This is a genomic window from Streptomyces sp. NPDC001100, assembly GCF_053598575.1.
Genome location: NZ_JBSFKO010000005.1, coordinates 293,916 through 320,191, shown reverse-complemented (window position 1 = coordinate 320,191; position 26,276 = coordinate 293,916). Strand labels below are relative to the sequence as shown.

The following is a 26,276-nucleotide window of genomic DNA, read 5'->3' as shown; positions in this document are numbered from 1 at the left end:
CTAGTTGTGGCTGTGCAGGATCTCGTTCAGACCGCCCCAGACCGCGTTGTTCGGGCGGGCCTCGACCGTGCCGGTGACCGAGTTGCGGCGGAAGAGGATGTTGGAGGCGCCGGAGAGTTCGCGGGCCTTGACGATCTGGCCGTCGGGCATCGTGACGCGGGTGCCGGCGGTGACGTAGAGGCCGGCCTCCACGACGCATTCGTCGCCGAGCGCGATGCCGACGCCGGCCTCGGCGCCGATCAGGCAGCGCTCGCCGATGGTGATGCGGACGTTGCCGCCGCCGGACAGCGTGCCCATGGTGGAGGCGCCGCCGCCGATGTCCGAGCCGTCGCCGACCACGACACCGGCGGAGATCCGGCCCTCGACCATCGACGTGCCGAGCGTGCCGGCGTTGAAGTTGACGAAGCCCTCGTGCATGACCGTCGTGCCCTCGGCGAGGTGCGCGCCCAGGCGGACCCGGTCGGCGTCGGCGATCCGGACGCCCTTCGGGGCCACGTAGTCCGTCATGCGCGGGAACTTGTCGATGGACGTCACCTGGAGGTGCAGGCCCTCGGCGCGGGCGTTCAGCCGGACCTTCTCGACCTCGTCCACGGCGACCGGGCCGAGCGAGGTCCAGGCGACGTTGGCGAGGAAGCCGAACATGCCGTCCAGGCTCTGGCCGTGCGGCTTGACCAGGCGGTGCGAGAGGAGGTGCAGGCGCAGATAGACGTCGTGCGCGTCGAGCGGCTTGTCGTCGAGGGAGGCGATGACCGTGCGGACCGCGATCACCTCGACGCCCCGGCGGGCGTCGGGACCGATCGCCTTCGCCGCACCCTCGCCGAGCAGTTCCACGGCGCGCTCGGCGGACAGCCGCTCGGTACCGGCGGGGCCGGGTTCGGCGGACAGTTCGGGCGCGGGGAACCAGGTGTCGAGGACGGTTCCGTCGGCGGTGACGGTGGCGAGGCCGGCGGCAACGGCGCCGGTGGTGCGAGGTGCGGTCGTGTCGGTCATGAGGGAAACCTAACCTGGAGGGGGCGGCGGGGACCAACTCGTCCACGGGGCGTCTCAGGGAACGACACGCACGGGGCCGCGGCACGGTCAGCGGGAGCGGCTGACGGGGCGTACGCGGGGCGCGGGTCGTCCGGGGCGCGGGTAAAGCCGGTTACGGGAGGCGGGTCGGGGCGCGGGCCGCGGTATATCGCGGCAACGGGTCACGGGTCACCCGCATGTCTCAGGCCGACGGCCGCGGGTCGCCGTGCGGCGGTCACCGATCGCCACGCCGAGGTCTCGGGCCGACAGCCGCAGGTCACCGCGCGAGGGCCACCAACCACCAGTCGCCGTGCGCCCGTCACCCGTCACCCGTCAGGGAATCACCCGCCCCAACACCTCCCGCGCATACGCCTCGTCGTACACCGCGTCCGTCAGCAGCACCTGGAGACAGATCCCGTCCATCAGCGCGACCAGCGCCCGCGCGGTCACCGGGTCCGTCCGGCGGGACAGGCGGTCGGCGAGGTCGCGGGCCCACTCGTCGGCGACGGGGCGCAGGACAGGGCGGCGCAGGGCGGCGAGATACAGCTCGTACTCCAGCTCGACGCCCGTGCGGTCGCCCGCGAGCCACTCGCCCATCCAGCCGGCCAGTTCCGCGGCCAGGTCGGTGCGCGGGTCCTCCAGGCCGCCGCGCGCGGCGATCACCTTGGCGAAGCCCTCGTTGGCCTGGCGCAGTGCCGCGACCATCAGTTCGTCGAGGGTCGTGAAGTGGTACGTCGTCGAGCCGAGCGGGACATCGGCCTCGGCGGCGACGGAGCGGTGGCTGAGGCCGGCGATGCCCTTCTCCCCGACCACCCGGATCGCCGCGTCGATGATCCGCTGGCGCCGCTCGGGGTCGTAGCGCCGGGCCATCAGTGCGCGCCGCCCAGGTTGAGGACGACCACCCCGATGATGATCAGCGCGATACCGGCGGCCTTCGCCAAGGTCATCCCCTCACCCAGGAACACCGTCCCGATGCCCACGACGGCGGCGGTGCCGAGGCCGGCCCAGATCGCGTAGGCCGTACCGACCGACATGGACTTCAGGGTCTGCGCGAGCAGGGCGAAGGAGAGCACATATCCGACGACCGTGAGGACCGACGGCCACAGCCGGCTGAAGCCGTGGCTGAACTTCATGGCGGTGGTGCCGCCCACCTCCGCGGCGATCGCCGTGAGGAGCATCAGGAATCCCATGTGTACGAGTGTACATAACGCAGGGCGGAGCGGTCGGCCCATGACGGCGGCGTCTCTTCGACCAGGTGCGGGCCTCGCCCCAGCAGCCCTGTTCCACATGGAGTTGATAAAAGTGCACGAGGAATGAGAGGTGACGTCCCATACGTCGCACGCCGACCTCGGAACTCGTAGAAACCGCTCACTGAAACGGCTGCTCACAGCCCTCTCGCTCCACTACTGTTTCACCGTTCACTCACCTGGTTTTCACGGCCACGGCCGTCGCCATGGGCGCCGCTGGAGGAACAGCGCATGCCAGACAACACATCCCAGCACCCTCCCCCGCACCCCACCTCATGGGAGAACGGCTGGACCCCCGACAGCTCCCGGGCCCCCGGAACCCGCCGGCTCTGGCTGGCCGGGGCGCTCGCCCTCACCACGATCGCCGTGTGTGCCACGGCGATCGTCGTCACGGACAAGCAATCTGACGACCCGCCACGCACCAAGGCGGCGACGGACCCGTCGTCGATCGGAGCGGACGGTCCCGGGCTGCTCTCGTTCGCCTCGCCGTCGAAGAAGGACACGCCCACGCCCGACGCGCGCACACCGGGCTCCACGAAGTCGCCCTCCGCGTCGGCCACCGACGCGGAGCACAGCTCCACGCCCTCCGCGGAGACGCCCGCGCCGTCCAAGTCGGCGTCGTCCCACGGCGGTTCGTCCTCGTCGGGCTCGGGGGGATCGTCCGGGTCGGGCGGCTCGTCGAGTTCCTCGTCCGCCTGGAAGTCGGTCCGTTCGGTCAACTACCCGGACCGGTACTGGCAGGTGAGCGGCGACTACGTGAAGCTCAACCCGGCCGGTTCCACCGCGGCCCGCCGCGCCTCGACCTTCAAATTGGTCAAGGGCCTGGCCAAGAGCTCCTGTTACTCGTTCACGACGGCCGACGGCAGCTATCTCCGCCACCGCAACTTCATCCTCCGCGCGGAACGCAACGACGGCTCGTCCCTCTTCAGGCAGGACGCCACCTTCTGCCCCCGCGCGTCGCCCTACTCGGGCGCGGTGATGCTGGAGTCGGTCAACTACCCGGGCCGCTTCCTGCGCCACCAGAACTTCCAGCTCAAGCTGGACCAGTACCAGAACAGCAGCCAGTACTGGGCGGACTCGGCGTTCCAGCTGGTGGCGGGGCTCAACTAAGGCCCCTGGACGGTCACTTCACGAAGGCGACCAGCGAGGCCTTGGGCCGTAGTACGCAGAACTCGTTGCCCTCCGGGTCGGCGAGGACCACCCAGCCCACGGCCTCGCTCTGTCCGATGTCGACCCGCCGCGCGCCGAGGGCGAGGATCCGCTCGACCTCGGCCGCCTGGTCGTCGGGAGCGAGGTCGAAGTGCAGCCGGTTCTTGGCCCTCTTCGGCTCGCTCACCGGCATGAAGCAGATGCCGGTCTCCGCGAACTCCCCCGGCCCGATGACGACTTCGCGTTCCTTCTCGGACAGGATCCGCCAGTCCAGCACCCCGCACCAGAAGCGGGCGAGACCCGGGAGATCGTGCGCGTCGATGACTACGTGATGCAGCGAAACGGCCATACCCGAAAGGTATGGCCGTTTCCGGTGAGCCTGGAAGAACCCAAGGGCTCAGACGTTGAAGCCCAGCGCGCGGAGCTGCTCGCGGCCGTCGTCCGTGATCTTGTCCGGGCCCCACGGCGGCATCCAGACCCAGTTGATACGGAGCTCGTTGACGAGGCCGTCCGTGGCGGACTTGGCCTGGTCCTCGATGACATCCGTCAGCGGGCAGGCCGCCGAGGTCAGCGTCATGTCGATGGTCGCGATGTTCGCGTCGTCGATGTGCACGCCGTAGATGAGGCCGAGGTTGACGACGTCGATGCCCAGTTCGGGGTCGACGACATCGAGCAGGGCCTCACGGACCTCCTCCTCGGAGGCGGGCTTGATCTCCATGGTCTCGGTGTCGCTCATGCCGTCTTCCTTTCCGCGTCGGCGTCGGCTCCGCCCAGGGCCTGGGCCGTCGCGTCCTTCCACGCCATCCAGCTGAGGAGGGCGCACTTCACCCGTGCCGGGTACTTGGAGACACCGGCGAACGCGACCGCGTCCTCCAGCACCTCTTCCATGTCGTCGTCGGGCTCGATGCGGCCCTTGGACTGCATCAGCTCCAGGAAGGTCTCCTGGATCTTCTGCGCCTCGGACAGCTCCTTGCCGACGAGGAGGTCGTTCAGTACGGAGGCCGAGGCCTGGCTGATGGAGCAGCCCTGACCCTCGTAGGAGATGTCGGTGATCTGCTCGCCGTCGTACTTCACGCGCATCGTGATCTCGTCGCCGCACGTCGGGTTGACGTGGTGCACCTCGGCGTCGCCATCCCGCAAGCCCCGCCCGTGCGGGTGCTTGTAGTGGTCCAGGATGACTTCCTGGTACATCGAATCAAGCTTCACGGTCTCAGCTCACGTCCCTTAACCGAAGAAGTTCCGTACGTGCTCCAAGCCGTCGACCAGTGCGTCGATCTCGGCCGGCGTGGAGTACAGATAGAACGACGCTCGCGTGGTCGCAGGAATTCCGTAGCGCAGGCAGACGGGCCGTGCGCAGTGGTGTCCGACCCGGACCGCGATGCCCTCCTCGTCGAGGACCTGGCCCACGTCGTGCGGGTGGATGTCGCCGAGCGTGAAGGAGATCGCCGCGCCCCGGTCCTCGGCCGTGGTGGGGCCGATGATCCTCAGGTCGGGGACGTCCAGCAGGCGCTTGACCGCGTACTCGGTCAGCGCGTGCTCATGGGCGAGGATCCTGTCCATGCCGATCGCCGACAGATAGTCGATCGCCGCGCCGAGACCGACCGCCTGGGCGATCGGCGGGGTGCCCGCCTCGAACTTGTGCGGGGCGGGGGCGTACGTCGACGAGTGCATCGACACGGTCTCGATCATCTCACCGCCGCCGAGGAACGGCGGGAGGTCCTCAAGGAGCTCCTGGCGGCCCCAGAGGACGCCGATGCCGGTCGGGCCGCACATCTTGTGGCCGGTGAAGGCCACGAAGTCGGCCTGGAGCGCCTGGACGTCCAGCGGCATGTGCGGAGCGGCCTGCGAGGCGTCGATCAGGACCAGGGCCCCGACCTCCTGCGCACGGCGCACGATCTTCTCGACCGGGTTGACCGTACCGAGGATGTTGGAGACCAGCACGAAGGAGACGATCTTCGTCTTCTCGGTGATGACCTCGTCTATGTTCGACAGGTCCAGCCGGCCGTCGTCCGTGAGGCCGAACCACTTCAGCTTCGCGCCCGTGCGCTGCGAGAGCAGCTGCCACGGCACGATGTTGGAGTGGTGCTCCATCTCCGTGATGACGATCTCGGTCTCGTGGTCCACGCGGTAGGGCTCGTCGGCCCAGCCCAGCATGTTCGCCACGAGGTTGAGCGACTCCGAGGCGTTCTTGGTGAAGATCACCTCGTCGCGGGAGGGCGCGTTGATGAACGCGGCGACCTTGTCCCGCGCGCCCTCGTACAGCGCCGTGGCCTCCTCGGCGAGCACATGCACACCGCGGTGGACGTTGGCGTTGTAGCGCTCGTAGTACTCGTTCAGGGCGTCGAGCACCTGGCGCGGCTTCTGCGAGGTCGCCGCGTTGTCCAGGTACACGAGCTTCTTACCGTCGTGGACCGTACGGTCCAGGATGGGGAAGTCCTTGCGGATCGCCTCTGTGTCGAGGAGGCCCGGCAACTGCGTCACGCTGATACGCCACCCTTCGCGGTGTAGGCCTCGTAGCCCTCGTTCTCCAGCTTGTCCGCGAGCTCGGCGCCGCCGGACTCGACGATCCGGCCGCCGGAGAAGACGTGCACGAAGTCGGGCTTGATGTAGCGCAGGATGCGCGTGTAGTGCGTGATCAGCAGCGTGCCGACCTCACCGGTCTCGCGGACCCGGTTGACGCCCTCGGAGACGACGCGCAGGGCGTCGACGTCCAGGCCGGAGTCGGTCTCGTCGAGGATCGCGATCTTCGGCTTGAGCAGCTCCAGCTGAAGGATCTCGTGGCGCTTCTTCTCACCGCCGGAGAAGCCCTCGTTGACGTTGCGCTCGGCGAACGCGGGGTCCATGGAGAGGCGCTCCATGGTCTCCCGGACCTCCTTCACCCAGGTACGCAGCTTCGGCGCCTCACCGCGGATGGCGGTGGCGGACGTACGAAGGAAGTTGGAGACGGAGACACCGGGGACCTCGACCGGGTACTGCATCGCGAGGAACAGGCCGGCGCGGGCGCGCTCGTCGACGGACATCTCCAGGACGTCCTCGCCGTCGAGGGTGACGGTGCCGCCGGTGATCGTGTACTTGGGGTGGCCCGCGAGCGAGTAGGCGAGGGTCGACTTGCCGGAGCCGTTCGGGCCCATGATGGCGTGGGTCTCGCCCTGCTTCACGGTGAGGTCGACGCCCTTGAGGATCTCCTTCGTGGCGTTGTCGGCCTCGACGGTGACGTGCAGGTCGTGGATTTCAAGCGTTGCCATGGGTTCCTCAGGACTCCTGGGTGAGGGAGACGAGCACGTCGTCCCCTTCGATCTTTACGGGGTATACGGGTACGGGGCGCGTGGCGGGGAGGCCGGACGGCTTGCCGGTGCGCAGGTCGAACGCGGAGCCGTGCAGCCAGCACTCGATCTGGCAGTCCTCGACCTCGCCCTCGGAGAGCGAGACGTTGGCGTGCGAGCAGATGTCGTTGATCGCGAACACCTCCCCCTCGGTCTTCACGACCGAGACCGGCGTGCCGTCGAGTTCCACCCGCTTCGGGGTGTCCTCCTCCAGCTCGCTCAGCGCGCAGGCGCGCAGGAAGGCCGACATCAGACGGATGCCTCCAGCTCCGCGTCGATCTTCTCCAGCAGCCGCTCCTGGATGTCGGCGACACCGATCTGCTGGACCAGTTCGGCGAAGAAGCCGCGGACCACCAGACGTCGGGCGTCGTCGGCGGGGATGCCGCGGGCCATCAGGTAGAAGAGCTGCTCGTCGTCGAAGCGGCCGGTCGCGGAGGCGTGTCCGGCGCCGACGATCTCGCCGGTCTCGATCTCCAGGTTCGGAACGGAGTCGACACGGGCGCCGTCGGTCAGAACCAGGTTGCGGTTCATCTCGTAGGTGTCGGTGCCCTCGGCCTTGGCCTCGATCAGCACGTCACCGATCCACACCGCGTGGGCGCCCTCACCCTGGAGCGCGCCCTTGTAGATGGCGTTGGACTTGCAGTGCGGGACGTTGTGGTCGACCAGGAGGCGGTGCTCCTGGTGCTGGCCGGCGTCCGTGAAGTACAGGCCGAACAGCTCGGCCTCGCCGCCGGGGCCCGCGTAGGACACGCGCGGGTGCAGTCGTACGAGGTCGCCACCGAAGGTGACGACGAACGACTTGAACGTGGCGTCCCGGCCGATCAGCGCGTTGTGCTGGCCGACGTGCACGGCCTTGTCGTCCCAGTCCTGGACGGAGACGACGGTCAGCTTGGCGCCGTCGCCGACGATGTAGTCGACGTTGGCGGCGAGGACCGCGTCACCGGTGTGGTCGATGACGACGACGGCCTCGGCGAAGGCTCCCAGTTCGACGACCTGGTGGCCGTAGGCGACCCCGCCCTCGCCGTGCACGACGATGCGGATCGGCTCGGTCAGGACCGTGTCCTTGGGGACGGTGACGACCGAGGCCTTCTCGAAGGACGAGTAGGCCTGCGCGGCCACGCGGTCCACCGGGGTGCCGGCCTTGCCGAGCCGCGCGTCGTCACGGCCGACGGTCTCCACGACGACCCCGTCAGGGGTGCCGATGGCGACCTTCACGCCGTCGCCGGTGGCGACCGCGGTGCCGTCGTGCAGCCCGCGCAGGCGCTCCAGCGGGGTGAACCGCCACTCCTCCTCGCGGCCGTGGGGGACCGGGAAGTCCGCCACGTCGAAGGAGGGGGGCGCACTCATGCGCGTGGCGACGGTCGACTCGGCGGCCACCGCGATCTGGCCGGCGGTCGTGCTGCCCACCGGGATGTTCTGAGCCTCAGCCATGGCTGTCGGTCTGCTCTCTTTCCTGCGTCAGGTTTCGCTTGCTGCTCTGCGGACGACCGGTCTTAACCGACCGAACCTTCCATCTGCAGCTCGATCAGCCGGTTGAGTTCGAGGGCGTACTCCATCGGCAGCTCCTTGGCGATCGGCTCGACGAAGCCGCGCACGATCATCGCCATCGCCTCGAACTCGGTCAGACCGCGGCTCATCAGGTAGAAGAGCTGGTCCTCGGAGACCTTGGAGACGGTCGCCTCGTGGCCCATGGACACGTCGTCCTCGCGGACGTCCACGTACGGGTACGTGTCCGAGCGGGAGATGGTGTCGACGAGCAGCGCGTCGCACAGCACGTTCGACTTGGAGCCGTGGGCGCCCTCGCCGATCTCGACGAGACCGCGGTAGGACGTACGACCGCCACCACGCGCCACGGACTTCGACACGATGTTGGAGGAGGTGTTCGGCGCCATGTGGACCATCTTGGAGCCGGCGTCCTGGTGCTGGCCCTCGCCCGCGAAGGCGATGGAGAGGGTCTCGCCCTTGGCGTGCTCGCCCATCAGGTAGACGGCCGGGTACTTCATCGTCACCTTGGAGCCGATGTTGCCGTCGATCCACTCCATGGTCGCGCCCTCGTAGGCGACGGCGCGCTTGGTGACCAGGTTGTAGACGTTGTTCGACCAGTTCTGGATGGTCGTGTAACGGCAGCGGGCGTTCTTCTTGACGATGATCTCGACGACCGCGCTGTGCAGCGAGTCCGACTTGTAGATCGGCGCCGTACAGCCCTCGACGTAGTGCACATAGGCACCCTCGTCGACGATGATCAGGGTCCGCTCGAACTGGCCCATGTTCTCCGTGTTGATGCGGAAGTAGGCCTGGAGCGGGATCTCGACGTGCACGCCCTTGGGGACGTAGATGAAGGAACCGCCGGACCACACGGCCGTGTTGAGCGACGCGAACTTGTTGTCGCCGACCGGGATGACGGTGCCGAAGTACTCCTTGAAGAGCTCCGGGTGCTCCTTCAGCGCGGTGTCGGTGTCGAGGAAGATGACGCCCTGCTCCTCCAGGTCCTCACGGATCTGGTGGTAGACGACCTCGGACTCGTACTGGGCCGCGACACCGGCGACGAGGCGCTGCTTCTCCGCCTCGGGGATGCCGAGCTTGTCGTACGTGTTCTTGATGTCCTCGGGCAGGTCCTCCCAGGACTCCGCCTGCTTCTCCGTGGAGCGCACGAAGTACTTGATGTTGTCGAAGTCGATGCCGGAGAGGTCGGAGCCCCAGTTCGGCATGGGCTTCTTCTCGAACAGGCGCAGGCCCTTGAGGCGGAGCTTGGTCATCCACTCCGGCTCGCTCTTCTTGCCGGAGATGTCCCGGACGACGTCCTCGTTGATGCCGCGCTTGGCGGAGGCACCGGCCACGTCGGAGTCGGCCCAGCCGTATTCGTACGTACCCAGACCCTCGAGCTCGGGGTGGGCAGTCTCCTCGATGGGGAGCGTCATGCGGGGTTCCTCCCGGCGGTACTTGCAGATGCGTTATTTGTGGTCTTGGGGATAAACGTGGTGCACACACCGTCGCCGTGGGCGATGGTCGCCAGTCGCTGGACATGGGTGCCGAGCAGCTGGGAGAAGAGCTCTGTCTCCGCCTCGCACAGTTGCGGGAACTGCTCGGCGACATGGGCGACCGGGCAGTGGTGCTGGCAGAGCTGCTCACCGACCGGTGCGCTACGCGCCGTAGCAGCGTACCCGTCCGCACTCAGGGCCTTGGCCAGCGCTTCCGCGCGATCCTCGGGGGCGGCGGCCTCGACGACCTTGCGGTAGGCGATGGCCTGGGCGGCCATGCGGTCGCGGGCGAAGGCGACGATCGCCTCGTCCCCGCCGCTGTGCGTGGCGATCCAGCGCAGCGCGTCGGCGGCGAGCTTGTCGTAGGACTGGTCGAAGGCGTCCCGGCCGCAGTCGGTCAGGGCGAACACCTTGGCGGGGCGGCCGCGCGTGCGCGCTCCGTAGACCCGCTGCTCACGTGCTTCCACGACATCGTCGGCGACGAGTGCGTCGAGATGACGGCGTACGGCGGCCTGGGTCAGCCCCAGCCGGCCGGCGAGGTCGGCCACGGTCGACGGGCCGTGGTCCAGGATGGAGCGCGCGACACGGTTGCGGGTGGACCGCTCACCGGTCGCGAGTTCCTCCTGCGGAGCCTCGCCAACGTTTTTCACAACGCCATTGTTGCGTAATTCCTCAGAGGCAGGCAACCCGCGTCCCGGCCACCCGGCGGTGCGGTGCGTCACTTAGGTATACCTAATCTGACCTGCGGAAACGATCTTTGATCGATCGATCGGGTGGCGCTGCCGACCCCCTTCCGGGAGACTCCACGACCATGCCCACACCCCCTCCCACCGGCCCACTTGTCACCCGGGACAGCCTCTCCGCAGACCTGCGCGAGGTGGGCGTGCGCCCCGGCGAGATCCTCCTCGCACACACCTCCCTGAGCTCCCTCGGATGGGTCTGCGGAGGCGCCGTGGCGGTGGTCGAAGGAATTCTCGACGCCGTCGGTCCGGACGGCACCCTGGTGGTCCCCACCCAGACGGGCGACCTCTCGGACCCGGCCCACTGGGGAAACCCGCCGGTCCCCCGCGAATGGTGGGACACCATCCGCACCTCCATGCCGTCCTACGACCCCCTGATCACGCCCTCGCTCGGTGTGGGCGTCGTCCCGGAGACCGTGCGCACCTGGCCCGGGGCCCGGCGCTCCGCGCACCCGCAGACCTCCTTCGCGGCGATCGGCCCGCACGCCGCCGAGATCCTCGACGGCCACGCCACCGACTGCCGGCTCGGCGAGCGCAGTCCGCTGGCCAGGCTGGAGGGCCTCCACGCGCGCGTGCTGCTGCTCGGCGCGGGCTACGACGCCTGCACGAGCTTCCATCTCGCCGAGTACCGCGTCCCGTCCCCGCTGGTCACGCTCGGCCGCCCCGGCCCGGACGGCTGGGAGACGGTGACCGAGGTGTCGATCTCCTCCGACCGCTTCGACGAACTGGGCCACGACTTCGAACGGGACCGTCCCGTCGTCCGCGGAAAGGCGGGCGCGGCCGACGTGCGGCTGTTCCCGGTGGGCGACGCCGTGGCCTACGCCGAGCGGTGGCTGCCCCTGCACCGCCCCCGTGAGGAGGAGATCCTGCACCCGCCCGCCTGACCGGCAGATCGCGTACCTAGACTCGGGCCCATGCGAAGCGAGCCCGTGCTCCAGGTCCAGGCCCTGGTGAAGCGGTACGGCACGAAGACCGCGGTGAACGGCCTCGACCTGGTGGCCGAAGCGGGTGTCACCGCGGTGCTGGGCCCCAACGGGGCGGGCAAGACGACCACGGTCGAGAGCTGCGAGGGGTACCGGAAGCCGGACTCCGGCACGGTGCGCGTCCTGGGCCTCGACCCGGTCCGCGAGTCCGCCGCGCTGCGCCCCAGAATCGGTGTGATGCTCCAGTCCGGCGGCGTCTACTCGGGCGCCCGCGCCGACGAGATGCTCCGCCATGTGGCCAAGCTGCACGCGCACCCGCTGGACGTGGACGCGCTCATCGAGCGCCTGGGGCTCGGCAGTTGCGGCCGCACGACGTACCGGCGGCTGTCCGGCGGCCAGCAGCAGCGCCTCGCGCTCGCGATGGCCGTCGTGGGCCGCCCCGAACTGGTCTTCCTGGACGAGCCGACCGCGGGCCTCGACCCGCAGGCCCGCCGCGCGACCTGGGACCTCGTCCGCGACCTCCGCGCGGACGGCGTCTCCGTCATCCTCACGACCCACCACATGGACGAGGCCGAGCAGCTCGCCGACGACGTCGCGATCATCGACGCCGGCAAGGTCATCGCACACGGCTCCCCCGAGGAGCTGTGCCGTGGCGGGGCCGAGAACACCCTCCGCTTCACCGGCCGCCCCGGCCTCGACGTCGGCTCCCTGCTGAAGGCCCTCCCGGCCGACTCCACGGCCGCCGAACTGACCCCGGGCTCCTACCGCGTCGGCGGCAAGGTCGACCCGCAGCTGCTCGCCACGGTCACCTCGTGGTGCGCGCAGCACGGGGTGATGCCGGAGAAGATCTCGGTCGAACGGCACACCCTGGAAGACGTGTTTCTTGAGCTCACCGGCAAGGAGCTGCGCTCGTGACGACGACTGCCCCTGGGACCTACACCCCGGCACCGGGAGCGGCCTCCCTCCCCCGCATGATCGCGGCCCAGGCGGCCCTCGAAACGAAGATGCTCCTACGGAACGGCGAGCAACTCCTCCTCACGGTGGTCATCCCGACCCTCCTGCTGGTCCTCTTCAGCTCGGTGGACATCGTCGACACCGGCAAGGGCAAGTCCGTCGACTTCCTCACCCCCGGCATCCTGGCCCTCGCCGTCATGTCGACGGCGTTCACCGGCCAGGCCATCGCGACGGGCTTCGAGCGCCGCTACGGCGTCCTGAAGCGCCTCGCGTCCTCCCCGCTCCCCCGCTGGGGCCTGATGACCGCGAAGACGGCGTCGGTCCTGGTCACGGAGATCCTCCAGATCATCCTGCTGACGGCGATCGCGTTCGCGCTGGGCTGGTCCCCGCACGGCAACCCGTTCGCGGTGTTCCTGCTCCTGATCCTGGGCACGGCGGCCTTCTCGGGCCTCGGCCTCCTGATGGCGGGCACGCTGAAGGCGGAGGCGACGCTGGCCGCGGCGAACCTGGTGTTCCTGCTGCTGCTGGTCGGCGGCGGGGTGATCGTGCCGATGGACAAGTACCCGGCGGGGGTGCAGGACGTGCTCGGCCTGCTGCCCATCTCCGCTCTGTCGGACGGATTGCGGGACGTGCTGCAGCACGGGGCCGGAATGCCGTGGGGGGACCTGGGGATCCTGGGGGTCTGGGCGGTTGTGGGGCTGGCGGCGGCGGGGGCGTTCTTCCGCTGGGAGTAGGCCGGTGCCGGACCCTCGTGAAAGCGTGCACAAGCACCCCCCTACGATGGACCCCGTGCCCAACCTGACCCACGCCGACGCCGTAGCCGCCGTGCGCAACCCCCTCGCCTTCATCGCCGCGCGCTGGACCCCGGATCCCCGGACGGTTCAGCGGGCGGCTCTCGCCGCGCTCGTGATGTCGGTGGTCATCGTGGTCACCGGCGGTGCCGTGCGGCTGACGGGGTCGGGGCTCGGCTGCCCGACCTGGCCCAAGTGCACGGACGACTCGCTGACCACGACGAGCGCGATGGGCTTCCACGGTGCCATCGAGTTCGGCAACCGGATGCTGACGTACGTGCTGTGTGCCGCCGTCGGCTGGGCGATCATCGCCGCGCGCTCGGAGAAGCCGTACCGCCGCGCCCTCACCCGGCTGGGCTGGGCGCAGTTCTGGATCGTGATGAGCAACGCGGTTCTCGGCGGGATCGTGGTGCTGGTAGGCCTCAACCCGTACACGGTCGCGGCCCACTTCCTGCTCTCCTCGGCGCTGATCGCGGTCGCCACGCTGATGTGGCAGCGCAGCCGGGAGGGCGACGGCGAGCCCGAGGCGCTGGTCGGCAAGGCCGTGCAGCAGCTGGTGTGGTTCCTGGTCACCGCCTCCGTGCTGCTGATCGCGGTCGGGACGGTGGTGACCGGCGCGGGCCCGCACGCGGGTGACTCCAAGGAGGTCGAGCGGATCCCGATCGACTGGGAGACGGTCGCCAAGCTGCACGCGGTGCTCGCCTGGATCGTGGTCACGCTGACGTTCGCCCTGTGGTTCGTCCTCAAGGCGGTCGACGCCCCCAAGGGGCCCCTGGACCGCACCCGCGAGCTGTTCCTGATCCTGCTCTCCCAGGGCGTCGTCGGTTACGTCCAGTACTTCACGAACCTCCCCGAGGCCCTGGTCGCCGTCCACATGCTCGGCTCCTGCCTGGTGTGGATCGGGGTGCTGCGGGTGCTGCTGTCGCTGCGCGAGCGGCCGGCGGTCGTGGCGGACCTGCCGGGACCGTCGGTGGAGCAGACGCTGCCCACGCGCGCGTGAGTCACCCGTAGCGGGTGACCAACTCGTCGATCGCCGGGCCGAGATAGGCCCGCGTCAGCTTCGCCCGGCGGTCGGGCCAGTCGCCCTCTCCGGAGCGGGACGAGGGCGGTGCCGGATCGTCGTAACGCCGCCGCACGACGTCCTCCACGACCTCCGCCGGGGCCCCGAGGCCGGGCAGTACGTCGAGGGCCTCGCGCTTGGTGATGAGCCGGCCCTCCCGTCGGGTGACGGTCGCGCGGGCGAAGGTGGTGAGGCCCACGTCGACCCAGATGTCCTGGAGCCAGAGCAGCGGCTTGTCCACGGCCGGGCGCCAGTACTCCCGCTGGTCGCGTACGACGAACTCGGCCAGTTCCTGGTCCGTCACCGCCGGCAGCAACTGCTTCGGTGATCCGCCCTGCAACACCCGCCCGAACTCGTGCAGTTCACGCCGGGTGACGGGCGTGACCGGGCGGCGGGTGACGTGGTCGTGGGCCCAGGTCAGGTGGCGCTGGTTCGGGGCGTCCTGGGTGCCGGGGGCTAGGTAGCTGCAGTGCAGGTGGGTGGCGAGGGGGTCGGTGCGCAACCCCCGGTGCAGGGAGACGAGTCGGCGGGCGGTGCTCGGCTTGAGGGGATGGTCCAGGATGGCTATCAGGTCCAGGTCGCTGCGCCCCTCCTGGTAGTCGCCCCCGGCGAGCGAACCGTGGGCCCACACGGCGACGGGCTTCATAGGCGCCAGTTCGTTCAGGAAGCGGTCGAGCAACGCGTCGGTCGGCATTGGCCCAGTCTGTACAGCTCACTCCAGCCCGTACACCCGTTTCGCGTTGCCGACCGCGATCAGTCCCGCGACCCGCTGCGCGTCGGCCAGTGACCAGGCCCCCTCGGCGACCCAGTTGCCGAGCACCCGCCCGAGCGCCTCGCGGAACAACCGGGCGCCCACGACGTGCAGTTCGGGCAGCCCGTGGGCCCCGCTGGAGAACAGGATCTTGCCGAAGGGGGCCAGCTCCAGGATCTCGGCGAGCACGGTCGCGGCGCGTGCGCCGGTGCGGACGAGGGCGGCGCCGGAGTCGGCGTAGACGTGCGGGAAGACGCCCGCGAGGTGGGCCGCGTGCCGGTGGTAGGGATAGCTGTGCAGCAGCACCAGGTCGGTGCCGAGTCCGGCCGTCGCGCGCACGAAGTCGGTGAGCAGGACGGGGTCGGTGCGGTCGATCCGCAGGCCCGGTTCGCCGAGGCCCGCGTGGAGTTGGAGGGGCAGCCCGGACGCCACGGCGATCCACAGCAGGTGTCGTAGGAGCACGGGATCGCTCAGCGCTCCGCCGACCCGCCGTCCGGCAAGCCAGCGGCCCGCCGCGCCCCGGACCTCGCCCGGGCCGGGGGGTTCGGGCGCGAGCGCGAGACCGTGCCGTACGCCCGCCACGGAGGTGAAGGCCACCGCGCCGGCCGCGGCGCCGTGCACCGACTCGGCGAGGTTGGCGAGGAAGGACTCGACGGTGCCGGAGGTGTCGGCGACCTGTTCGGCGAGGAGTTCGAGGCGGACGATCTCCCGCGCGTCCGCCTGACCGGCCGTCGCCATCTCGGCGGGGCCGGTGAGGTCGCCGGGCAGGCCCGTGTCGATCAGATACGTCGTGATGCCGCTGCCGCGCAGCAGCCTGCGGCCCGCTTCCAGTACGCCGAGTTCGCGGCGCCGGGCGAGATAGCGGGCGGGCGGACAGTGCGGCTCCAGGCCGAGCAGGGGCGGGCACCAGCGCCGTACGGCGAAGCCGGTCTGGGTGTCGAAGAGGGTGGTGCCGGGGGCGGGTGGGCCCTCGGTGCGGGCGAGTTGGGCCTCGAAGGTGCCGAGGCCCAACTCCGTTCTCAGTACGCCGTGGCAGTACTGGTCCACGAGGGACGGCGTTTCGATCATCCGGGCTCCCCGTGGCGGTGACTGCGTCGCTTGTACGGGGCCTAACGGGTGAACCGGGGGTGAGGTGTTGCTCGTACGCACCCCGTGTGAGGGTGCGCCCAGTCGTCAGCCGTTGCTCGGACCGCCGACCTGGATGCCCGCCATGCGGCTCCACTCGTACCGCCCCGTCGTCACCTTCGCCGCGAACTCGCCGTCGAAGGCCTCGTGGACGGTGATGCCGGACTTCTCGACGGCCTGCTGGGCGATCTCGTAGGTCGTGGCGACCAGGTCGCCCCAGCCGCCGTCCTCGCCGACGAGGACGATCCGGGCGCCGCGTTCCCCGATGTACGCGACCTGGCCCTCGGCCCCGCCGTGCGCCTTGGAGAAGGTGCCGATCTGCTTGGCGAGGCGGGCCACCTGGCGCTCGGCCTTCGCGTCAACCTGCTGCGTGTCTGCCATGGCCAGGATGCTACCGACGGGTAGGTCGAACGGCGACGGGCGGGGGGAGTGACTCCCGCCTCAGGCCCCAGCCCAGTCCCTATCGCAGGAAGGGGTCCACCGCGATCGCCACGAAGAGGATCGACACATAGGTGATCGACCAGTGGAACAGGCGCATCTCCTTGAGCTTGCCGCCCGTCACCTCCGCCTTGGCGCGGTTCTGGAGGCCGTGCGCCTCCCACAGCCAGAAGCCTCCGGCCAGCAGCGCGACCAGGGTGTAGAACCAGCCGGTGTAGCCGAGGGGCGTGAGGAGGAGGGAGACGGCGACCATGACCCAGCTGTAGATCACGATCTGCCGGGCGACCACCTTGTTGGAGGCGACGACCGGGAGCATCGGCACGCCCACGCGCGCGTAGTCGTCCTTGACCTTCATGGAGAGCGGCCAGTAGTGCGGCGGCGTCCAGAAGAACATGACGAGGAAGAGAATGATCGGGGCCCAGGACATGGAGTCCTTGACCGCCGACCAGCCGATGAGGACCGGGAGGCAGCCGGCGATTCCGCCCCACACGATGTTCTGCGAGGTACGTCGTTTGAGGATCATCGTGTAGACGACGACGTAGAAGAGGAGCGCTCCGAGCGCGAGCCACGCGGACAGCCAGTTGACGGTCAGGCCGAAGAGGAGCGTCGAGACGACGGCGAGGGTGATGCCGAAGGCGAGGCACTCGCGGGGGCTGACCATCCCGGTGACGAGGGGCCGCTGCGAGGTGCGGTCCATGAGCGCGTCGATGTCGCGGTCGATGTACATGTTGAGCGCGTTCGCGCCACCGGCGGAGAGATAGCCGCCGAGACAGGTGAGGAGGACCAGCTTGAGGTCCGGCACACCCTGCTGGGCCAGGAACATCACCGGAACGGTGGTGATCAGCAACAGCTCGATGATCCGCGGCTTGGTCAGCGCCACGAACGCCATGACCCGGGCCCCGATCGGCCGCCGGCTCGGGCTCTGACTCGCCCCGACAATCCCCGCTGGACGGGATTCAACGGCCGTCACGCACACCCCTGACAGAGACATCCCAGCAAGCCTCCGGGTGTGAACTCCCCGTAAAGGCTCGCGCGTACCACGCCACTGTAGACGTTGCCCAGACCCGGACATTCGCGGGGGTGGGGTCGTGTTGGGCACCACCCCCGGAAGAGCTGATCAGCACTCTGTTGAGCACTCGAACGAGCACCTCCGTATTCAGTTGCCGAATACGAAACGGGCCAGTCGGGAGGCGGATCCGCGAGAGTCCCGGCAGTCTGGAATGACTCGAAAAAATGCACGTTCTTACGGGGGTAGGCTCGACAACGGCCGGTGGGCGCCAAGTGCACCGGCATCCGACATGCGTGACATGTGGAGAGGAGCCCTGACTCAGGGTGAGCACCAAGCCGACCACCACAGACCTCGAGTGGACCGAGTTGGACCAGCGGGCCGTGGACACCGCCCGCGTCCTGGCCGCCGATGCCGTACAGAAGGTCGGTAACGGCCATCCCGGTACGGCCATGAGCCTCGCGCCCGCCGCCTACACCCTCTTCCAGAAGGTGATGCGGCACGACCCCGCCGACGCCGACTGGGTGGGGCGCGACCGGTTCGTGCTGTCCGCCGGCCACTCGTCCCTGACCCTCTACACACAGCTCTATCTGGCCGGTTTCGGCCTGGAGCTGGCCGATCTGGAAGCGTTCCGCACCTGGGGCTCGAAGACCCCGGGTCACCCCGAGTACGGCCACACCACCGGAGTGGAGACGACGACCGGCCCGCTGGGCCAGGGTGTCGCCAACGCCGTGGGCATGGCCATGGCCGCCCGCTACGAGCGCGGTCTGTTCGACCCGGACGCCCCGCAGGGCGAGTCCCCCTTCGACCACTACATCTTCGCGATCGCCGGTGACGGCTGTCTCCAGGAGGGCATCTCCGGGGAGGCCTCATCTCTCGCCGGCCACCAGGAGCTCGGCAACCTGATCCTCCTGTGGGACGACAACCACATCTCCATCGAGGGCGACACCGAGACCGCGGTCTCCGAGGACACCGTCAAGCGCTACGAGGCCTACGGCTGGCACGTCCAGCGCGTCGCCCCGAAGCCGGACGGCGACCTGGACCCGCACGCCATCTACAACGCCATCGAGGCCGCGAAGAAAGTGACGAACAAGCCGTCGTTCATCGCGATGCGCTCGATCATCGCCTGGCCCGCGCCGAACGCGCAGAACACCGAGGCCGCGCACGGCTCGGCGCTCGGCGCCGACGAGGTCGCGGCCACCAAGCGCGTTCTCGGCTTCGACCCGGAGAAGTCCTTCGACGTCTCCGACGACGTCCTCAAGCACACCCGTCAGGCGCTGGAGCGGGGCCGCGAGGCGAAGGCCGCGTGGGAGCCGTCGTACCAGGAGTGGCGGGCCAACAACCCGGAGCGCGCCGCCGAGTACGACCGCATCGCCGCGGGCGAGCTGCCGGCCGGCTGGGAGGACGCCATTCCGGTGTTCGAGGCGGGCAAGGGTGTCGCCACCCGTGCCGCGTCCGGCAAGGTGCTCCAGGCGCTCGGCGCGGTCATCCCCGAGCTGTGGGGCGGTTCCGCAGACCTCGCGGGTTCCAACAACACGACGATCGACAAGACCTCGTCGTTCCTCCCGGCGGACAACCCGCTGCCGGAGGCGAACCCGTACGGCCGCACGATCCACTTCGGTATCCGCGAGCACTCCATGGCCGCGGAGATGAACGGCATCACGCTGCACGGCAACACCCGTGTCTACGGCGGTACGTTCCTCGTCTTCTCCGACTACATGCGCAACGCGGTCCGTCTCTCCGCGCTGATGCACGTGCCGGTGACGTACGTGTGGACGCACGACTCCATCGGCCTCGGCGAGGACGGCCCGACGCACCAGCCGGTCGAGCACCTGGCCTCGCTGCGCGCCATCCCGGGTCTGAACGTGATCCGCCCGGCCGACGCCAACGAGACCGCGATCGCCTGGCGCGAGGTCCTGCGCCGCTACACCAAGGTCTACGGCGAGGGCGCCCCGCACGGCTTCGCGCTGACGCGCCAGGGTGTGCCGACGTACGAGCCCAACGAGGGCACCGCCAAGGGCGGTTACGTCCTGTTCGAGGCGTCCACGGGTACGCCCGAGGTGATCCTCATCGGCACCGGTTCCGAGGTCCACCTGGCCGTCGAGGCGCGCGAGCAGCTGGAGGCCTCCGGGGTTCCGACCCGGGTCGTGTCCATGCCCTGTGTGGAGTGGTTCGACGCGCAGGACAAGGAGTACCGGGACAGCGTGCTGCCGCCGTCGGTCAAGGCGCGGGTCGCGGTCGAGGCCGGGATCGGTCTGACCTGGTACCGGTTCGTCGGGGACGCCGGCCGCATCGTTTCCCTGGAGCACTTCGGGGCTTCCGCCGACGGCAAGGTGCTCTTCCAGGAGTTCGGCTTCACTGCCGAGAACGTGGCCGCCAAGGCCCGGGAATCCCTCGCCGCCGCCCAGAGCTGACGCTGACAAACGACACGTAGGAGATGCATTTTCCATGACAGACGCACTCAAGCGCCTCTCCGAGGAAGGCGTCGCGATCTGGCTGGACGACCTGTCGCGCAAGCGGATCACGTCCGGCAACCTCGCCGAACTGATCGACCAGCAGCACGTCGTGGGCGTCACCACCAACCCGTCGATCTTCCAGAAGGCCATCTCGTCGGGCGACGGCTACGAGCAGCAGCTCACCGACCTCGCCGCCCGCAAGGTCACCGTCGAGGAAGCCATCCGCATGATCACCACGGCGGACGTCCGTGACGCCGCCGACATCCTGCGCCCGGTCTTCGACGCGAGCGGCGGCCAGGACGGCCGGGTGTCGATCGAGGTCGACCCGCGGCTTGCCCACAACACGGCGGCGACCATCGCCGAGGCCAAGCAGCTGGCCTGGCTGGTGGACCGTCCCAACACCCTGATCAAGATCCCGGCGACCAGGGCGGGCCTCCCGGCGATCGCCGAGACCATCGGCCTCGGCATCAGCGTCAACGTCACGCTGATCTTCTCGCTGGAGCGCTACCGCGAGGTCATGGACGCGTTCATCACCGGCCTGGAGAAGGCCAAGGAGCGCGGCCTGGACCTCTCCAAGATCCACTCGGTGGCGTCCTTCTTCGTGTCCCGCGTGGACACCGAGATCGACAAGCGGATCGACGCGCTGGGCACCGACGCGGCCAAGGCGGCCCGCGGCAAGGCCGGTCTCGCCAACGCGCGGCTCGCCTACCAGGCGTACGAGGAGGTCTTCTCCTCCGACCGCTGGCTGGCCCTGGACAAGGCGCAGGCCAACAAGCAGCGTCCGCTGTGGGCCTCGACCGGTGTCAAGGACAAGGCGTACAAGGACACCCTGTACGTGGACGACCTGGTGGCGCCGAACACGGTGAACACCATGCCGGAGGCCACTCTTGAGGCCACCGAGGACCACGGTCAGATCACCGGCAACACCATCGCCGGCACGTACGAGCAGTCGCGTGCCGAGCTCGACGCCGTAGAGGCGCTCGGGATCTCGTACGACGAGGTGGTGCAGCTGCTGGAGGACGAGGGCGTCGAGAAGTTCGAGGCGGCCTGGACCGACCTGCTCAAGTCGACCGAGGCGGAGCTTTCGCGCCTCGCCCCCTCGGAGGGCTGAAACCTTGTCGAGCAGCAACCCGCTGCGTGACCCCGCCGACCGACGGCTCCCGCGAATCGCGGGGCCGTCGGGCCTGGTCATCTTCGGCGTCACAGGCGATTTGTCACGCAAAAAGCTGATGCCCGCCGTGTACGACCTCGCCAACCGTGGTCTGCTGCCGCCGGGTTTCTCGCTCGTCGGCTTCGCCCGGCGTGAGTGGGCCCACGAGGACTTCGCGCAGGAGGTCCACGACGCGGTCAAGGAGCACTCCCGTACGCCGTTCCGTGAGGAGGTCTGGCAGCAGCTCGTCCAGGGGATGCGCTTCGTCCAGGGCACCTTCGACGACGACGACGCGTTCGAGCGGCTGCGCGACACGATCGACGAGCTGGACAAGGCGCAGGGCACGGGCGGCAACTTCGCCTTCTATCTGTCGGTGCCGCCGCGCTCCTTCCCGGTCGTCATCCAGCAGCTGAAGAAGCACGGTCTCGCCGACCAGGACAAGAATTCCTGGCGCCGCGCGGTCATCGAGAAGCCCTTCGGCCACGACCTCAAGTCGGCCGAGGACCTCAACAGGGTCGTCCACGAGGTGTTCGCCGCCGACCAGGTCTTCCGTATCGACCACTACCTCGGCAAGGAGACCGTCCAGAACATCCTGGCGCTCCGCTTCGCCAACACGATGTTCGAGCCGATCTGGAACCGGTCCTTCGTGGACCACGTGCAGATCACCATGGCCGAGGACATCGGCATCGGCGGCCGGGCCGGCTACTACGACGGCATCGGCGCCGCCCGTGACGTCATCCAGAACCACCTGCTCCAGCTGATGGCGCTGACCGCGATGGAGGAGCCCTCCTCCTTCTCCGCCGACGCGCTGGCCGCCGAGAAGGAGAAGGTGCTCGGCGCGGTACGGCTGCCGAAGGACCTGGGCAAGAACACGGTCCGCGGGCAGTACGCCGAGGGCTGGCAGGGCGGCGAGAAGGCCGTCGGCTACCTCCAGGAAGACGGCATCGACCCGCAGTCGAAGACCGATACCTACGCCGCCATCAAGGTCGAGGTCGACAACCGCCGCTGGGCGGGCGTCCCCTTCTACCTGCGCACCGGCAAGCGCCTGGGCCGCCGCGTCACCGAGATCGCGGTCGTCTTCCAGCGCGCCCCGCACTCCCCCTTCGACCAGACGGCGACGGAGGAGCTGGGCCAGAACGCGATCGTCTTCCGCGTCCAGCCCGACGAGGGCGTCACGGTCCGCTTCGGCTCCAAGGTCCCCGGCACCTCGATGGAGATCCGGGACGTCTCCATGGACTTCGCCTACGGCGAGTCGTTCACGGAGTCGAGCCCCGAGGCGTACGAGCGGCTGATCCTCGACGTCCTTCTGGGCGACTCGAACCTCTTCCCGCGCACCGAGGAGGTCGAGCTGTCCTGGAAGATCCTCGACCCGATCGAGCGGTACTGGGACAAGCACGGCAAGCCCGCGCAGTACCAGTCCGGCACCTGGGGTCCGGTCGAGGCCGACGAAATGCTCGCACGAGAGGGACGGAGCTGGCGCCGGCCATGAAGATAGACCTCACCGACACCACTGCCAGCAAGATCAACAAGGGGCTGGTGAAGGCCCGCCGCGCCATCGGCACCCCGGCCGTCGGCATGGTGCTCACCCTCGTCGTCGTCACGGACGAGGAGAACGCCTACGACGCCCTGAAGGCCGCCAACGACGCGTCGCGCGAGCACCCCTCGCGCACGCTCGTCGTCATCAAGCGCGTCTCGCGCTCGCCCCGGGACCGCACCCAGTCCCGCCTCGACGCCGAGGTACGGGTGGGCACGGACGCGGGCAGCGGCGAGACGGTCGTCCTGCGGCTGTACGGCGAGGTCTCCGACCACGCCCAGTCCGTGGTGCTGCCGCTGCTGCTGCCGGACGCGCCGGTGGTCGTCTGGTGGTCGGTGGACGCGCCGCGCGACCCGGCGAACGACCCGCTGGGCGCCCTGAGCCAGCGCCGGGTCACCGACAGCTACGCGGCGGAGAAGCCCGTCGAGGAGCTGCGGTCCCGCGCCGAGAGCTACGAACCGGGCGACACCGACCTGGCCTGGGCCCGGATCACCCCGTGGCGTTCGATGCTGGCCGCCGCGCTCGACCAGGTCTCCGCGGAGATCGTCTCCGTCGAGGTGGCGGGCGAGGAGTCCAACCCGAGTGTCGAACTGCTCGCGATGTGGCTCGCCGACCGCCTCCACGTGCATGTCCGGCGGGCGATCTCGGCCGGTCCCGGTCTGACCCAGGTCCGCCTGGAGACGACCGGCGGCCCCATCACGCTGCACCGGTCGGACGGGGCGATGGCCACCCTGGCGCTGCCCGGCCAGCCGGACCGCGCGGTGGCGCTCAAGCGCCGCGAGACCTCCGAGCTGCTCGCGGAGGAGCTGCGCCGGCTCGACCCGGACGACACCTACGCGTCAGCGCTACGGTTCGGCGTGGACCGGCTGGGCGGCATCCAGTCGGCGGCGGAGCGGGCGGAGGCGGCGGCCGACCAGCCCGTGCCGGCGCTGCCGGTGCGCGCGGTACCGGAAGCGGCGCCCGCGTCGGCTCCGGCAGCGGCTGCCAAGTCGGCTCCGGCACCGGTTTCCGCTTCGGCGGGCGAGGGTGACGCCGACCGGCCGACCCCCGCGAAGATGCCCCCGGTCAAGAAGCAAGAAGGCTGATCCGCAGTGAGCACTCCCCAACTCGTCGTCCACCGCGACAAGGAACTGATGGCCCAGGCCGCCGCGGCCCGGCTGATCACGAAGATCGTGGACGCGCAGGCCTCGCGCGGCTACGCCTCGATCGTGCTCACCGGTGGCCGCAACGGCAACGGTCTGCTGGCCGCCCTCGCGGGTCAGCCCGCCCGGGACGCCATCGACTGGGGCCGCCTCGACCTGTGGTGGGGCGACGAGCGGTTCCTGCCCGAGGGCGACCCGGAGCGCAATGTCACCCAGGCCCGCGAGGCGCTGCTCGACGCGGTGCCGCTGGACCCGAAGCGCGTGCACGCCATGCCCGCGTCGGACGGTCTCTACGGCACCGATGTGGACGCAGCGGCGGCCGGTTACGCCGAGGAGCTCGCCCGGTCCGCCGGTCCCGAGAACCACGGCGCCGTTCCCACCTTCGACGTCCTCATGCTGGGCGTCGGCCCGGACACCCATGTGGCGTCGCTCTTCCCGGAGCTGCCCGCCGTACGGGAGACCGAGCGCACGGTGGTCGGTGTGCACGGAGCGCCCAAGCCGCCGCCGACCCGGGTCACCCTGACCCTGCCGGCGATCCGCTCCGCGCGTGAGGTGTGGCTGCTCGCGGCGGGCGCGGACAAGGCGGAGGCCGCGGCGATCGCGCTGTCCGGCGCGGGCGAGATCCAGGCACCGGCCGCCGGTGCCCAGGGCCGCGCCCGCACCCTGTGGCTGCTGGACGCGGCGGCGGCCTCGCAGCTGCCCCGCGCGCTGTATCCGCCGGCTTCGGCCTGACGCCCGAAAACACCGGCGACCTGCCGAAGAGCCCGTACGACGTCACGTCCGTCGTACGGGCTCTTCGCTGTCTCAACGCCCGCGCAGCTCGCGGTACTTGGCGACCAGGGCCGTCGTCGAGGCGTCCAGGCCCGGTACGTCGACGCCTTCGGTGAGGGCGGGCTCCACGCGCTTGGCGAGGACCTTGCCCAGCTCGACGCCCCACTGGTCGAAGGAGTCGATGTTCCAGACCGCGCCCTGCACGAACACCTTGTGCTCGTAGAGCGCGATGAGCTGGCCGAGCACGGAAGGGGTCAGCTCGCGGGCCAGGATGGTGGTCGTGGGGTGGTTGCCCTTGAACGTCTTGTGCGGCACGAGTTCGTCGGGGACCCCCTCGGCGCGCACCTCGTCCGGTGTCTTGCCGAACGCCAAGGCCTGGGTCTGGGCGAAGAAGTTGGCCATCAGCAGGTCGTGCTGCGCCTTCAGCCCGTCACTCAGCTCACCCACCGGCTCGGCGAAGCCGATGAAGTCCGCCGGGATCAACTTCGTTCCCTGGTGGATGAGTTGGTAGTAGGCGTGCTGCCCGTTCGTGCCGGGCGTGCCCCACACCACCGGCCCGGTCTGCCAGTCGACCTCCTGGCCGTCCCGGCCCACGTACTTGCCGTTGGACTCCATGTCCAGCTGCTGCAAGTAGGCGGTGAACTTGGAGAGGTAGTGGCTGTACGGCAGGACCGCGTGCGACTGGGCGTCGTGGAAGTTGCCGTACCAGATGCCCAACAGGCCGAGCAGCAAAGGAACGTTGGACTCGGCGGGCGCGGTGCGGAAGTGCTCGTCGACGAGGTGGAAACCGTCCAGCATCTCGCGGAAGCGGTCCGGGCCGATGGCGATCATCAGTGACAGGCCGATGGCCGAGTCGTAGGAGTAGCGGCCGCCGACCCAGTCCCAGAACTCGAACATGTTGGCCGTGTCGATGCCGAACTCGCTCACCTTGCCGGCATTCGTCGACAGCGCCACGAAGTGCTTGGCGACGGCGTCCTGACCAGCCTTCAGCTCGGTGAGCAGCCAGTCGCGGGCCGAGGTCGCGTTGGTGATCGTCTCGATGGTGGTGAAGGTCTTCGACGCGATGATGAACAGCGTCTCGGCCGGGTCGAGGTCACGGGTCGCCTCGTGGAGGTCGGCGCCATCCACGTTCGACACGAAGCGGACCGTCAGACCTCGGTCGGTGAAGCTCCGCAGCACCTCGTACGCCATCGCGGGACCGAGGTCGGAGCCGCCGATGCCGATGTTGACGATGTTCTTGATGCGCTTGCTGGTGTGGCCGGTCCACTCGCCGGAGCGGACCCGGTCGGCGAAGCCGGCCATCTTGTCGAGGACCGCGTGCACCTGCGGCACCACGTTCTCGCCGTCGACCTCGATCACCGCGTCACGCGGGGCGCGCAGCGCGGTGTGCAGGACCGCGCGGTCCTCGGTCACGTTGATCTTCTCGCCGCGGAACATCGCGTCCCGCAGGCCGAACACGTCCGTGGCGGCGGCCAACGCGTGCAGCAGCCGCAGGGTCTCGTCGGTGACGAGGTGCTTCGAGTAGTCGAGGTGCAGGTCACCGACCCGGAGTGTGTAGCCGGTGCCACGTCCGGGATCGGCGGCGAACAGCTCCCGCAACCCGACCTCGTCGAGCTCCTCACGGTGCTTGGCCAGAGCGGTCCACTCGGGCGTCTGGTTGAGCCTGGTACGGCCGTCTGCGTTCATGGCGACTTCAGCCTTCTTTCCTACCGACCTGGGGGCCGGTTCCA

At 69.4% G+C, this 26,276-nt stretch carries 27 protein-coding genes; 10 read left to right on the top strand and 17 right to left on the bottom strand.

Annotation, left to right across the window (positions count from 1 at the left end; genetic code table 11):
- The 3 genes from dapD to ACWDEW_RS09740 all read right to left on the bottom strand — a co-directional run bounded on the left by dapD (nucleotide 1) and on the right by ACWDEW_RS09740 (nucleotide 2,198).
- Entirely contained in the window at nucleotides 1-990 is a 990-nt protein-coding gene (gene dapD, locus ACWDEW_RS09750; protein WP_450511219.1) for a 2,3,4,5-tetrahydropyridine-2,6-dicarboxylate N-succinyltransferase, read from the bottom strand.
- A 351-nt stretch (nucleotides 991-1,341) separates the two neighbouring features.
- Complete coding sequence (locus ACWDEW_RS09745; protein WP_450511217.1) at nucleotides 1,342-1,878, bottom strand: TetR/AcrR family transcriptional regulator; 537 nt, start codon at nucleotides 1,876-1,878, stop codon at nucleotides 1,342-1,344.
- Nucleotides 1,878-2,198, bottom strand: coding sequence for a DMT family transporter (locus ACWDEW_RS09740; RefSeq protein WP_450511216.1), 321 nt, complete (start codon nucleotides 2,196-2,198; stop codon nucleotides 1,878-1,880). Before ACWDEW_RS09740 ends, ACWDEW_RS09745 begins: the two co-directional genes overlap by 1 nt.
- A 288-nt stretch (nucleotides 2,199-2,486) precedes the next feature.
- Between ACWDEW_RS09740 and ACWDEW_RS09735 the strand changes: the two genes are divergently transcribed.
- A complete protein-coding gene (locus ACWDEW_RS09735) occupies nucleotides 2,487-3,365 on the top strand; it encodes an AbfB domain-containing protein (RefSeq protein WP_450511214.1) in 879 nt (292 codons plus the stop codon).
- 13 nt (nucleotides 3,366-3,378) lie between these two features.
- On the opposite strand, the gene ACWDEW_RS09730 is transcribed toward ACWDEW_RS09735, so the two are convergent.
- The 9 genes from ACWDEW_RS09730 to ACWDEW_RS09690 all read right to left on the bottom strand — a co-directional run bounded on the left by ACWDEW_RS09730 (nucleotide 3,379) and on the right by ACWDEW_RS09690 (nucleotide 10,355).
- The gene (locus ACWDEW_RS09730) at nucleotides 3,379-3,753 is read right to left on the bottom strand and encodes a VOC family protein (RefSeq protein WP_450511212.1); all 375 of its coding nucleotides are present in this window, start codon (nucleotides 3,751-3,753) and stop codon (nucleotides 3,379-3,381) included.
- A gap of 48 nt (nucleotides 3,754-3,801) precedes the next feature.
- The gene (locus tag ACWDEW_RS09725) at nucleotides 3,802-4,140 is read right to left on the bottom strand and encodes a metal-sulfur cluster assembly factor (RefSeq protein ID WP_280877144.1); all 339 of its coding nucleotides are present in this window, start codon (nucleotides 4,138-4,140) and stop codon (nucleotides 3,802-3,804) included.
- A complete protein-coding gene (gene sufU / locus ACWDEW_RS09720; RefSeq protein ID WP_450511210.1) occupies nucleotides 4,137-4,610 on the bottom strand; it encodes a Fe-S cluster assembly sulfur transfer protein SufU in 474 nt (157 codons plus the stop codon). Before sufU ends, ACWDEW_RS09725 begins: the two co-directional genes overlap by 4 nt.
- 18 nt (nucleotides 4,611-4,628) lie before the next feature.
- A complete protein-coding gene (locus ACWDEW_RS09715; protein WP_450511208.1) occupies nucleotides 4,629-5,885 on the bottom strand; it encodes a cysteine desulfurase in 1,257 nt (418 codons plus the stop codon).
- The gene (gene sufC, locus ACWDEW_RS09710) at nucleotides 5,882-6,649 is read right to left on the bottom strand and encodes a Fe-S cluster assembly ATPase SufC (protein ID WP_317885033.1); all 768 of its coding nucleotides are present in this window, start codon (nucleotides 6,647-6,649) and stop codon (nucleotides 5,882-5,884) included. The genes ACWDEW_RS09715 and sufC overlap by 4 nt, the downstream gene beginning before the upstream one ends.
- Before the next feature lie 7 nt (nucleotides 6,650-6,656).
- Complete coding sequence (locus ACWDEW_RS09705) at nucleotides 6,657-6,977, bottom strand: bifunctional 3-phenylpropionate/cinnamic acid dioxygenase ferredoxin subunit (RefSeq protein ID WP_093625399.1); 321 nt, start codon at nucleotides 6,975-6,977, stop codon at nucleotides 6,657-6,659.
- Nucleotides 6,977-8,158: a Fe-S cluster assembly protein SufD gene (gene sufD, locus ACWDEW_RS09700; protein ID WP_450511206.1), complete on the bottom strand. Its 1,182-nt coding sequence runs from the start codon at nucleotides 8,156-8,158 to the stop codon at nucleotides 6,977-6,979. Before sufD ends, ACWDEW_RS09705 begins: the two co-directional genes overlap by 1 nt.
- Nucleotides 8,159-8,220: 62 nt before the next feature.
- Entirely contained in the window at nucleotides 8,221-9,645 is a 1,425-nt protein-coding gene (gene sufB, locus ACWDEW_RS09695; RefSeq protein WP_328832179.1) for a Fe-S cluster assembly protein SufB, read from the bottom strand.
- On the bottom strand, nucleotides 9,642-10,355 hold the full coding sequence (locus ACWDEW_RS09690) for a helix-turn-helix transcriptional regulator (protein WP_450511204.1): 714 nt from the start codon (nucleotides 10,353-10,355) through the stop codon (nucleotides 9,642-9,644). The genes sufB and ACWDEW_RS09690 overlap by 4 nt, the downstream gene beginning before the upstream one ends.
- Nucleotides 10,356-10,516: 161 nt before the next feature.
- Here ACWDEW_RS09690 and ACWDEW_RS09685 point away from each other — a divergent pair, with 161 nt between their 5' ends.
- From ACWDEW_RS09685 to ACWDEW_RS09670, 4 genes are read left to right on the top strand one after another with little or no spacing between them, the layout of a single operon-like run.
- A complete protein-coding gene (locus tag ACWDEW_RS09685; RefSeq protein WP_450511202.1) occupies nucleotides 10,517-11,329 on the top strand; it encodes an aminoglycoside N(3)-acetyltransferase in 813 nt (270 codons plus the stop codon).
- Between the two features lie 30 nt (nucleotides 11,330-11,359).
- Complete coding sequence (locus ACWDEW_RS09680) at nucleotides 11,360-12,283, top strand: ABC transporter ATP-binding protein (protein ID WP_450511201.1); 924 nt, start codon at nucleotides 11,360-11,362, stop codon at nucleotides 12,281-12,283.
- 56 nt (nucleotides 12,284-12,339) lie between these two features.
- The gene (locus ACWDEW_RS09675) at nucleotides 12,340-13,056 is read left to right on the top strand and encodes an ABC transporter permease (RefSeq protein ID WP_450511397.1); all 717 of its coding nucleotides are present in this window, start codon (nucleotides 12,340-12,342) and stop codon (nucleotides 13,054-13,056) included.
- 46 nt (nucleotides 13,057-13,102) lie between these two features.
- Nucleotides 13,103-14,113 (top strand): COX15/CtaA family protein, encoded by a 1,011-nt coding sequence (locus ACWDEW_RS09670; protein WP_450511199.1) that lies wholly within the window; start codon nucleotides 13,103-13,105, stop codon nucleotides 14,111-14,113.
- Nucleotide 14,114: 1 nt separating this feature from the next.
- On the opposite strand, the gene ACWDEW_RS09665 is transcribed toward ACWDEW_RS09670, so the two are convergent.
- From ACWDEW_RS09665 to ACWDEW_RS09650, 4 genes are all read right to left on the bottom strand, one after another.
- On the bottom strand, nucleotides 14,115-14,867 hold the full coding sequence (locus ACWDEW_RS09665; protein WP_450511198.1) for a nucleotidyltransferase domain-containing protein: 753 nt from the start codon (nucleotides 14,865-14,867) through the stop codon (nucleotides 14,115-14,117).
- An 18-nt stretch (nucleotides 14,868-14,885) separates the two neighbouring features.
- Nucleotides 14,886-15,992 (bottom strand): amidohydrolase family protein, encoded by a 1,107-nt coding sequence (locus ACWDEW_RS09660; RefSeq protein WP_200712126.1) that lies wholly within the window; start codon nucleotides 15,990-15,992, stop codon nucleotides 14,886-14,888.
- 105 nt (nucleotides 15,993-16,097) lie between these two features.
- Complete coding sequence (locus ACWDEW_RS09655) at nucleotides 16,098-16,430, bottom strand: hypothetical protein (protein ID WP_450511196.1); 333 nt, start codon at nucleotides 16,428-16,430, stop codon at nucleotides 16,098-16,100.
- A 79-nt stretch (nucleotides 16,431-16,509) separates the two neighbouring features.
- Complete coding sequence (locus ACWDEW_RS09650) at nucleotides 16,510-17,463, bottom strand: heme o synthase (RefSeq protein ID WP_051105887.1); 954 nt, start codon at nucleotides 17,461-17,463, stop codon at nucleotides 16,510-16,512.
- A gap of 356 nt (nucleotides 17,464-17,819) precedes the next feature.
- On the opposite strand from ACWDEW_RS09650, the gene tkt reads away from it, so the two are divergent.
- From tkt to pgl, 5 genes are read left to right on the top strand one after another with little or no spacing between them, the layout of a single operon-like run.
- On the top strand, nucleotides 17,820-19,907 hold the full coding sequence (gene tkt, locus ACWDEW_RS09645; RefSeq protein ID WP_450511194.1) for a transketolase: 2,088 nt from the start codon (nucleotides 17,820-17,822) through the stop codon (nucleotides 19,905-19,907).
- Nucleotides 19,908-19,941: 34 nt separating this feature from the next.
- Entirely contained in the window at nucleotides 19,942-21,060 is a 1,119-nt protein-coding gene (tal, locus tag ACWDEW_RS09640) for a transaldolase (protein ID WP_427923183.1), read from the top strand.
- Between the two features lie 4 nt (nucleotides 21,061-21,064).
- Nucleotides 21,065-22,588 (top strand): glucose-6-phosphate dehydrogenase, encoded by a 1,524-nt coding sequence (zwf, locus tag ACWDEW_RS09635; RefSeq protein WP_450511192.1) that lies wholly within the window; start codon nucleotides 21,065-21,067, stop codon nucleotides 22,586-22,588.
- Nucleotides 22,585-23,718: a glucose-6-phosphate dehydrogenase assembly protein OpcA gene (gene opcA / locus ACWDEW_RS09630; protein ID WP_450511191.1), complete on the top strand. Its 1,134-nt coding sequence runs from the start codon at nucleotides 22,585-22,587 to the stop codon at nucleotides 23,716-23,718. The genes zwf and opcA overlap by 4 nt, the downstream gene beginning before the upstream one ends.
- 6 nt (nucleotides 23,719-23,724) lie before the next feature.
- Nucleotides 23,725-24,507, top strand: coding sequence for a 6-phosphogluconolactonase (gene pgl / locus ACWDEW_RS09625; RefSeq protein WP_450511189.1), 783 nt, complete (start codon nucleotides 23,725-23,727; stop codon nucleotides 24,505-24,507).
- Nucleotides 24,508-24,579: 72 nt separating this feature from the next.
- Here pgl and pgi read toward each other — a convergent pair whose 3' ends face one another.
- A complete protein-coding gene (gene pgi, locus ACWDEW_RS09620; RefSeq protein WP_450511187.1) occupies nucleotides 24,580-26,232 on the bottom strand; it encodes a glucose-6-phosphate isomerase in 1,653 nt (550 codons plus the stop codon).
- Nucleotides 26,233-26,276 lie beyond the last annotated feature (44 nt).

What these genes read in the sequence shown, in the direction of transcription:
- dapD (WP_450511219.1), bottom strand. Translation starts at nt 990, where the DNA reads ATGACCGACACGACCGCACCTCGCACCACCGGCGCCGTTGCCGCCGGC.
- ACWDEW_RS09745 (WP_450511217.1), bottom strand. Translation starts at nt 1,878, where the DNA reads ATGGCCCGGCGCTACGACCCCGAGCGGCGCCAGCGGATCATCGACGCG.
- ACWDEW_RS09740 (WP_450511216.1), bottom strand. Translation starts at nt 2,198, where the DNA reads ATGGGATTCCTGATGCTCCTCACGGCGATCGCCGCGGAGGTGGGCGGC.
- ACWDEW_RS09735 (WP_450511214.1), top strand. Translation starts at nt 2,487, where the DNA reads ATGCCAGACAACACATCCCAGCACCCTCCCCCGCACCCCACCTCATGG.
- ACWDEW_RS09730 (WP_450511212.1), bottom strand. Translation starts at nt 3,753, where the DNA reads ATGGCCGTTTCGCTGCATCACGTAGTCATCGACGCGCACGATCTCCCG.
- ACWDEW_RS09725 (WP_280877144.1), bottom strand. Translation starts at nt 4,140, where the DNA reads ATGAGCGACACCGAGACCATGGAGATCAAGCCCGCCTCCGAGGAGGAG.
- sufC (WP_317885033.1), bottom strand. Translation starts at nt 6,649, where the DNA reads ATGGCAACGCTTGAAATCCACGACCTGCACGTCACCGTCGAGGCCGAC.
- ACWDEW_RS09705 (WP_093625399.1), bottom strand. Translation starts at nt 6,977, where the DNA reads ATGTCGGCCTTCCTGCGCGCCTGCGCGCTGAGCGAGCTGGAGGAGGAC.
- sufD (WP_450511206.1), bottom strand. Translation starts at nt 8,158, where the DNA reads ATGGCTGAGGCTCAGAACATCCCGGTGGGCAGCACGACCGCCGGCCAG.
- sufB (WP_328832179.1), bottom strand. Translation starts at nt 9,645, where the DNA reads ATGACGCTCCCCATCGAGGAGACTGCCCACCCCGAGCTCGAGGGTCTG.
- ACWDEW_RS09685 (WP_450511202.1), top strand. Translation starts at nt 10,517, where the DNA reads ATGCCCACACCCCCTCCCACCGGCCCACTTGTCACCCGGGACAGCCTC.
- ACWDEW_RS09680 (WP_450511201.1), top strand. Translation starts at nt 11,360, where the DNA reads ATGCGAAGCGAGCCCGTGCTCCAGGTCCAGGCCCTGGTGAAGCGGTAC.
- ACWDEW_RS09675 (WP_450511397.1), top strand. Translation starts at nt 12,340, where the DNA reads ATGATCGCGGCCCAGGCGGCCCTCGAAACGAAGATGCTCCTACGGAAC.
- ACWDEW_RS09670 (WP_450511199.1), top strand. Translation starts at nt 13,103, where the DNA reads ATGGACCCCGTGCCCAACCTGACCCACGCCGACGCCGTAGCCGCCGTG.
- ACWDEW_RS09665 (WP_450511198.1), bottom strand. Translation starts at nt 14,867, where the DNA reads ATGCCGACCGACGCGTTGCTCGACCGCTTCCTGAACGAACTGGCGCCT.
- ACWDEW_RS09660 (WP_200712126.1), bottom strand. Translation starts at nt 15,992, where the DNA reads ATGATCGAAACGCCGTCCCTCGTGGACCAGTACTGCCACGGCGTACTG.
- ACWDEW_RS09655 (WP_450511196.1), bottom strand. Translation starts at nt 16,430, where the DNA reads ATGGCAGACACGCAGCAGGTTGACGCGAAGGCCGAGCGCCAGGTGGCC.
- tal (WP_427923183.1), top strand. Translation starts at nt 19,942, where the DNA reads ATGACAGACGCACTCAAGCGCCTCTCCGAGGAAGGCGTCGCGATCTGG.
- opcA (WP_450511191.1), top strand. Translation starts at nt 22,585, where the DNA reads ATGAAGATAGACCTCACCGACACCACTGCCAGCAAGATCAACAAGGGG.
- pgi (WP_450511187.1), bottom strand. Translation starts at nt 26,232, where the DNA reads ATGAACGCAGACGGCCGTACCAGGCTCAACCAGACGCCCGAGTGGACC.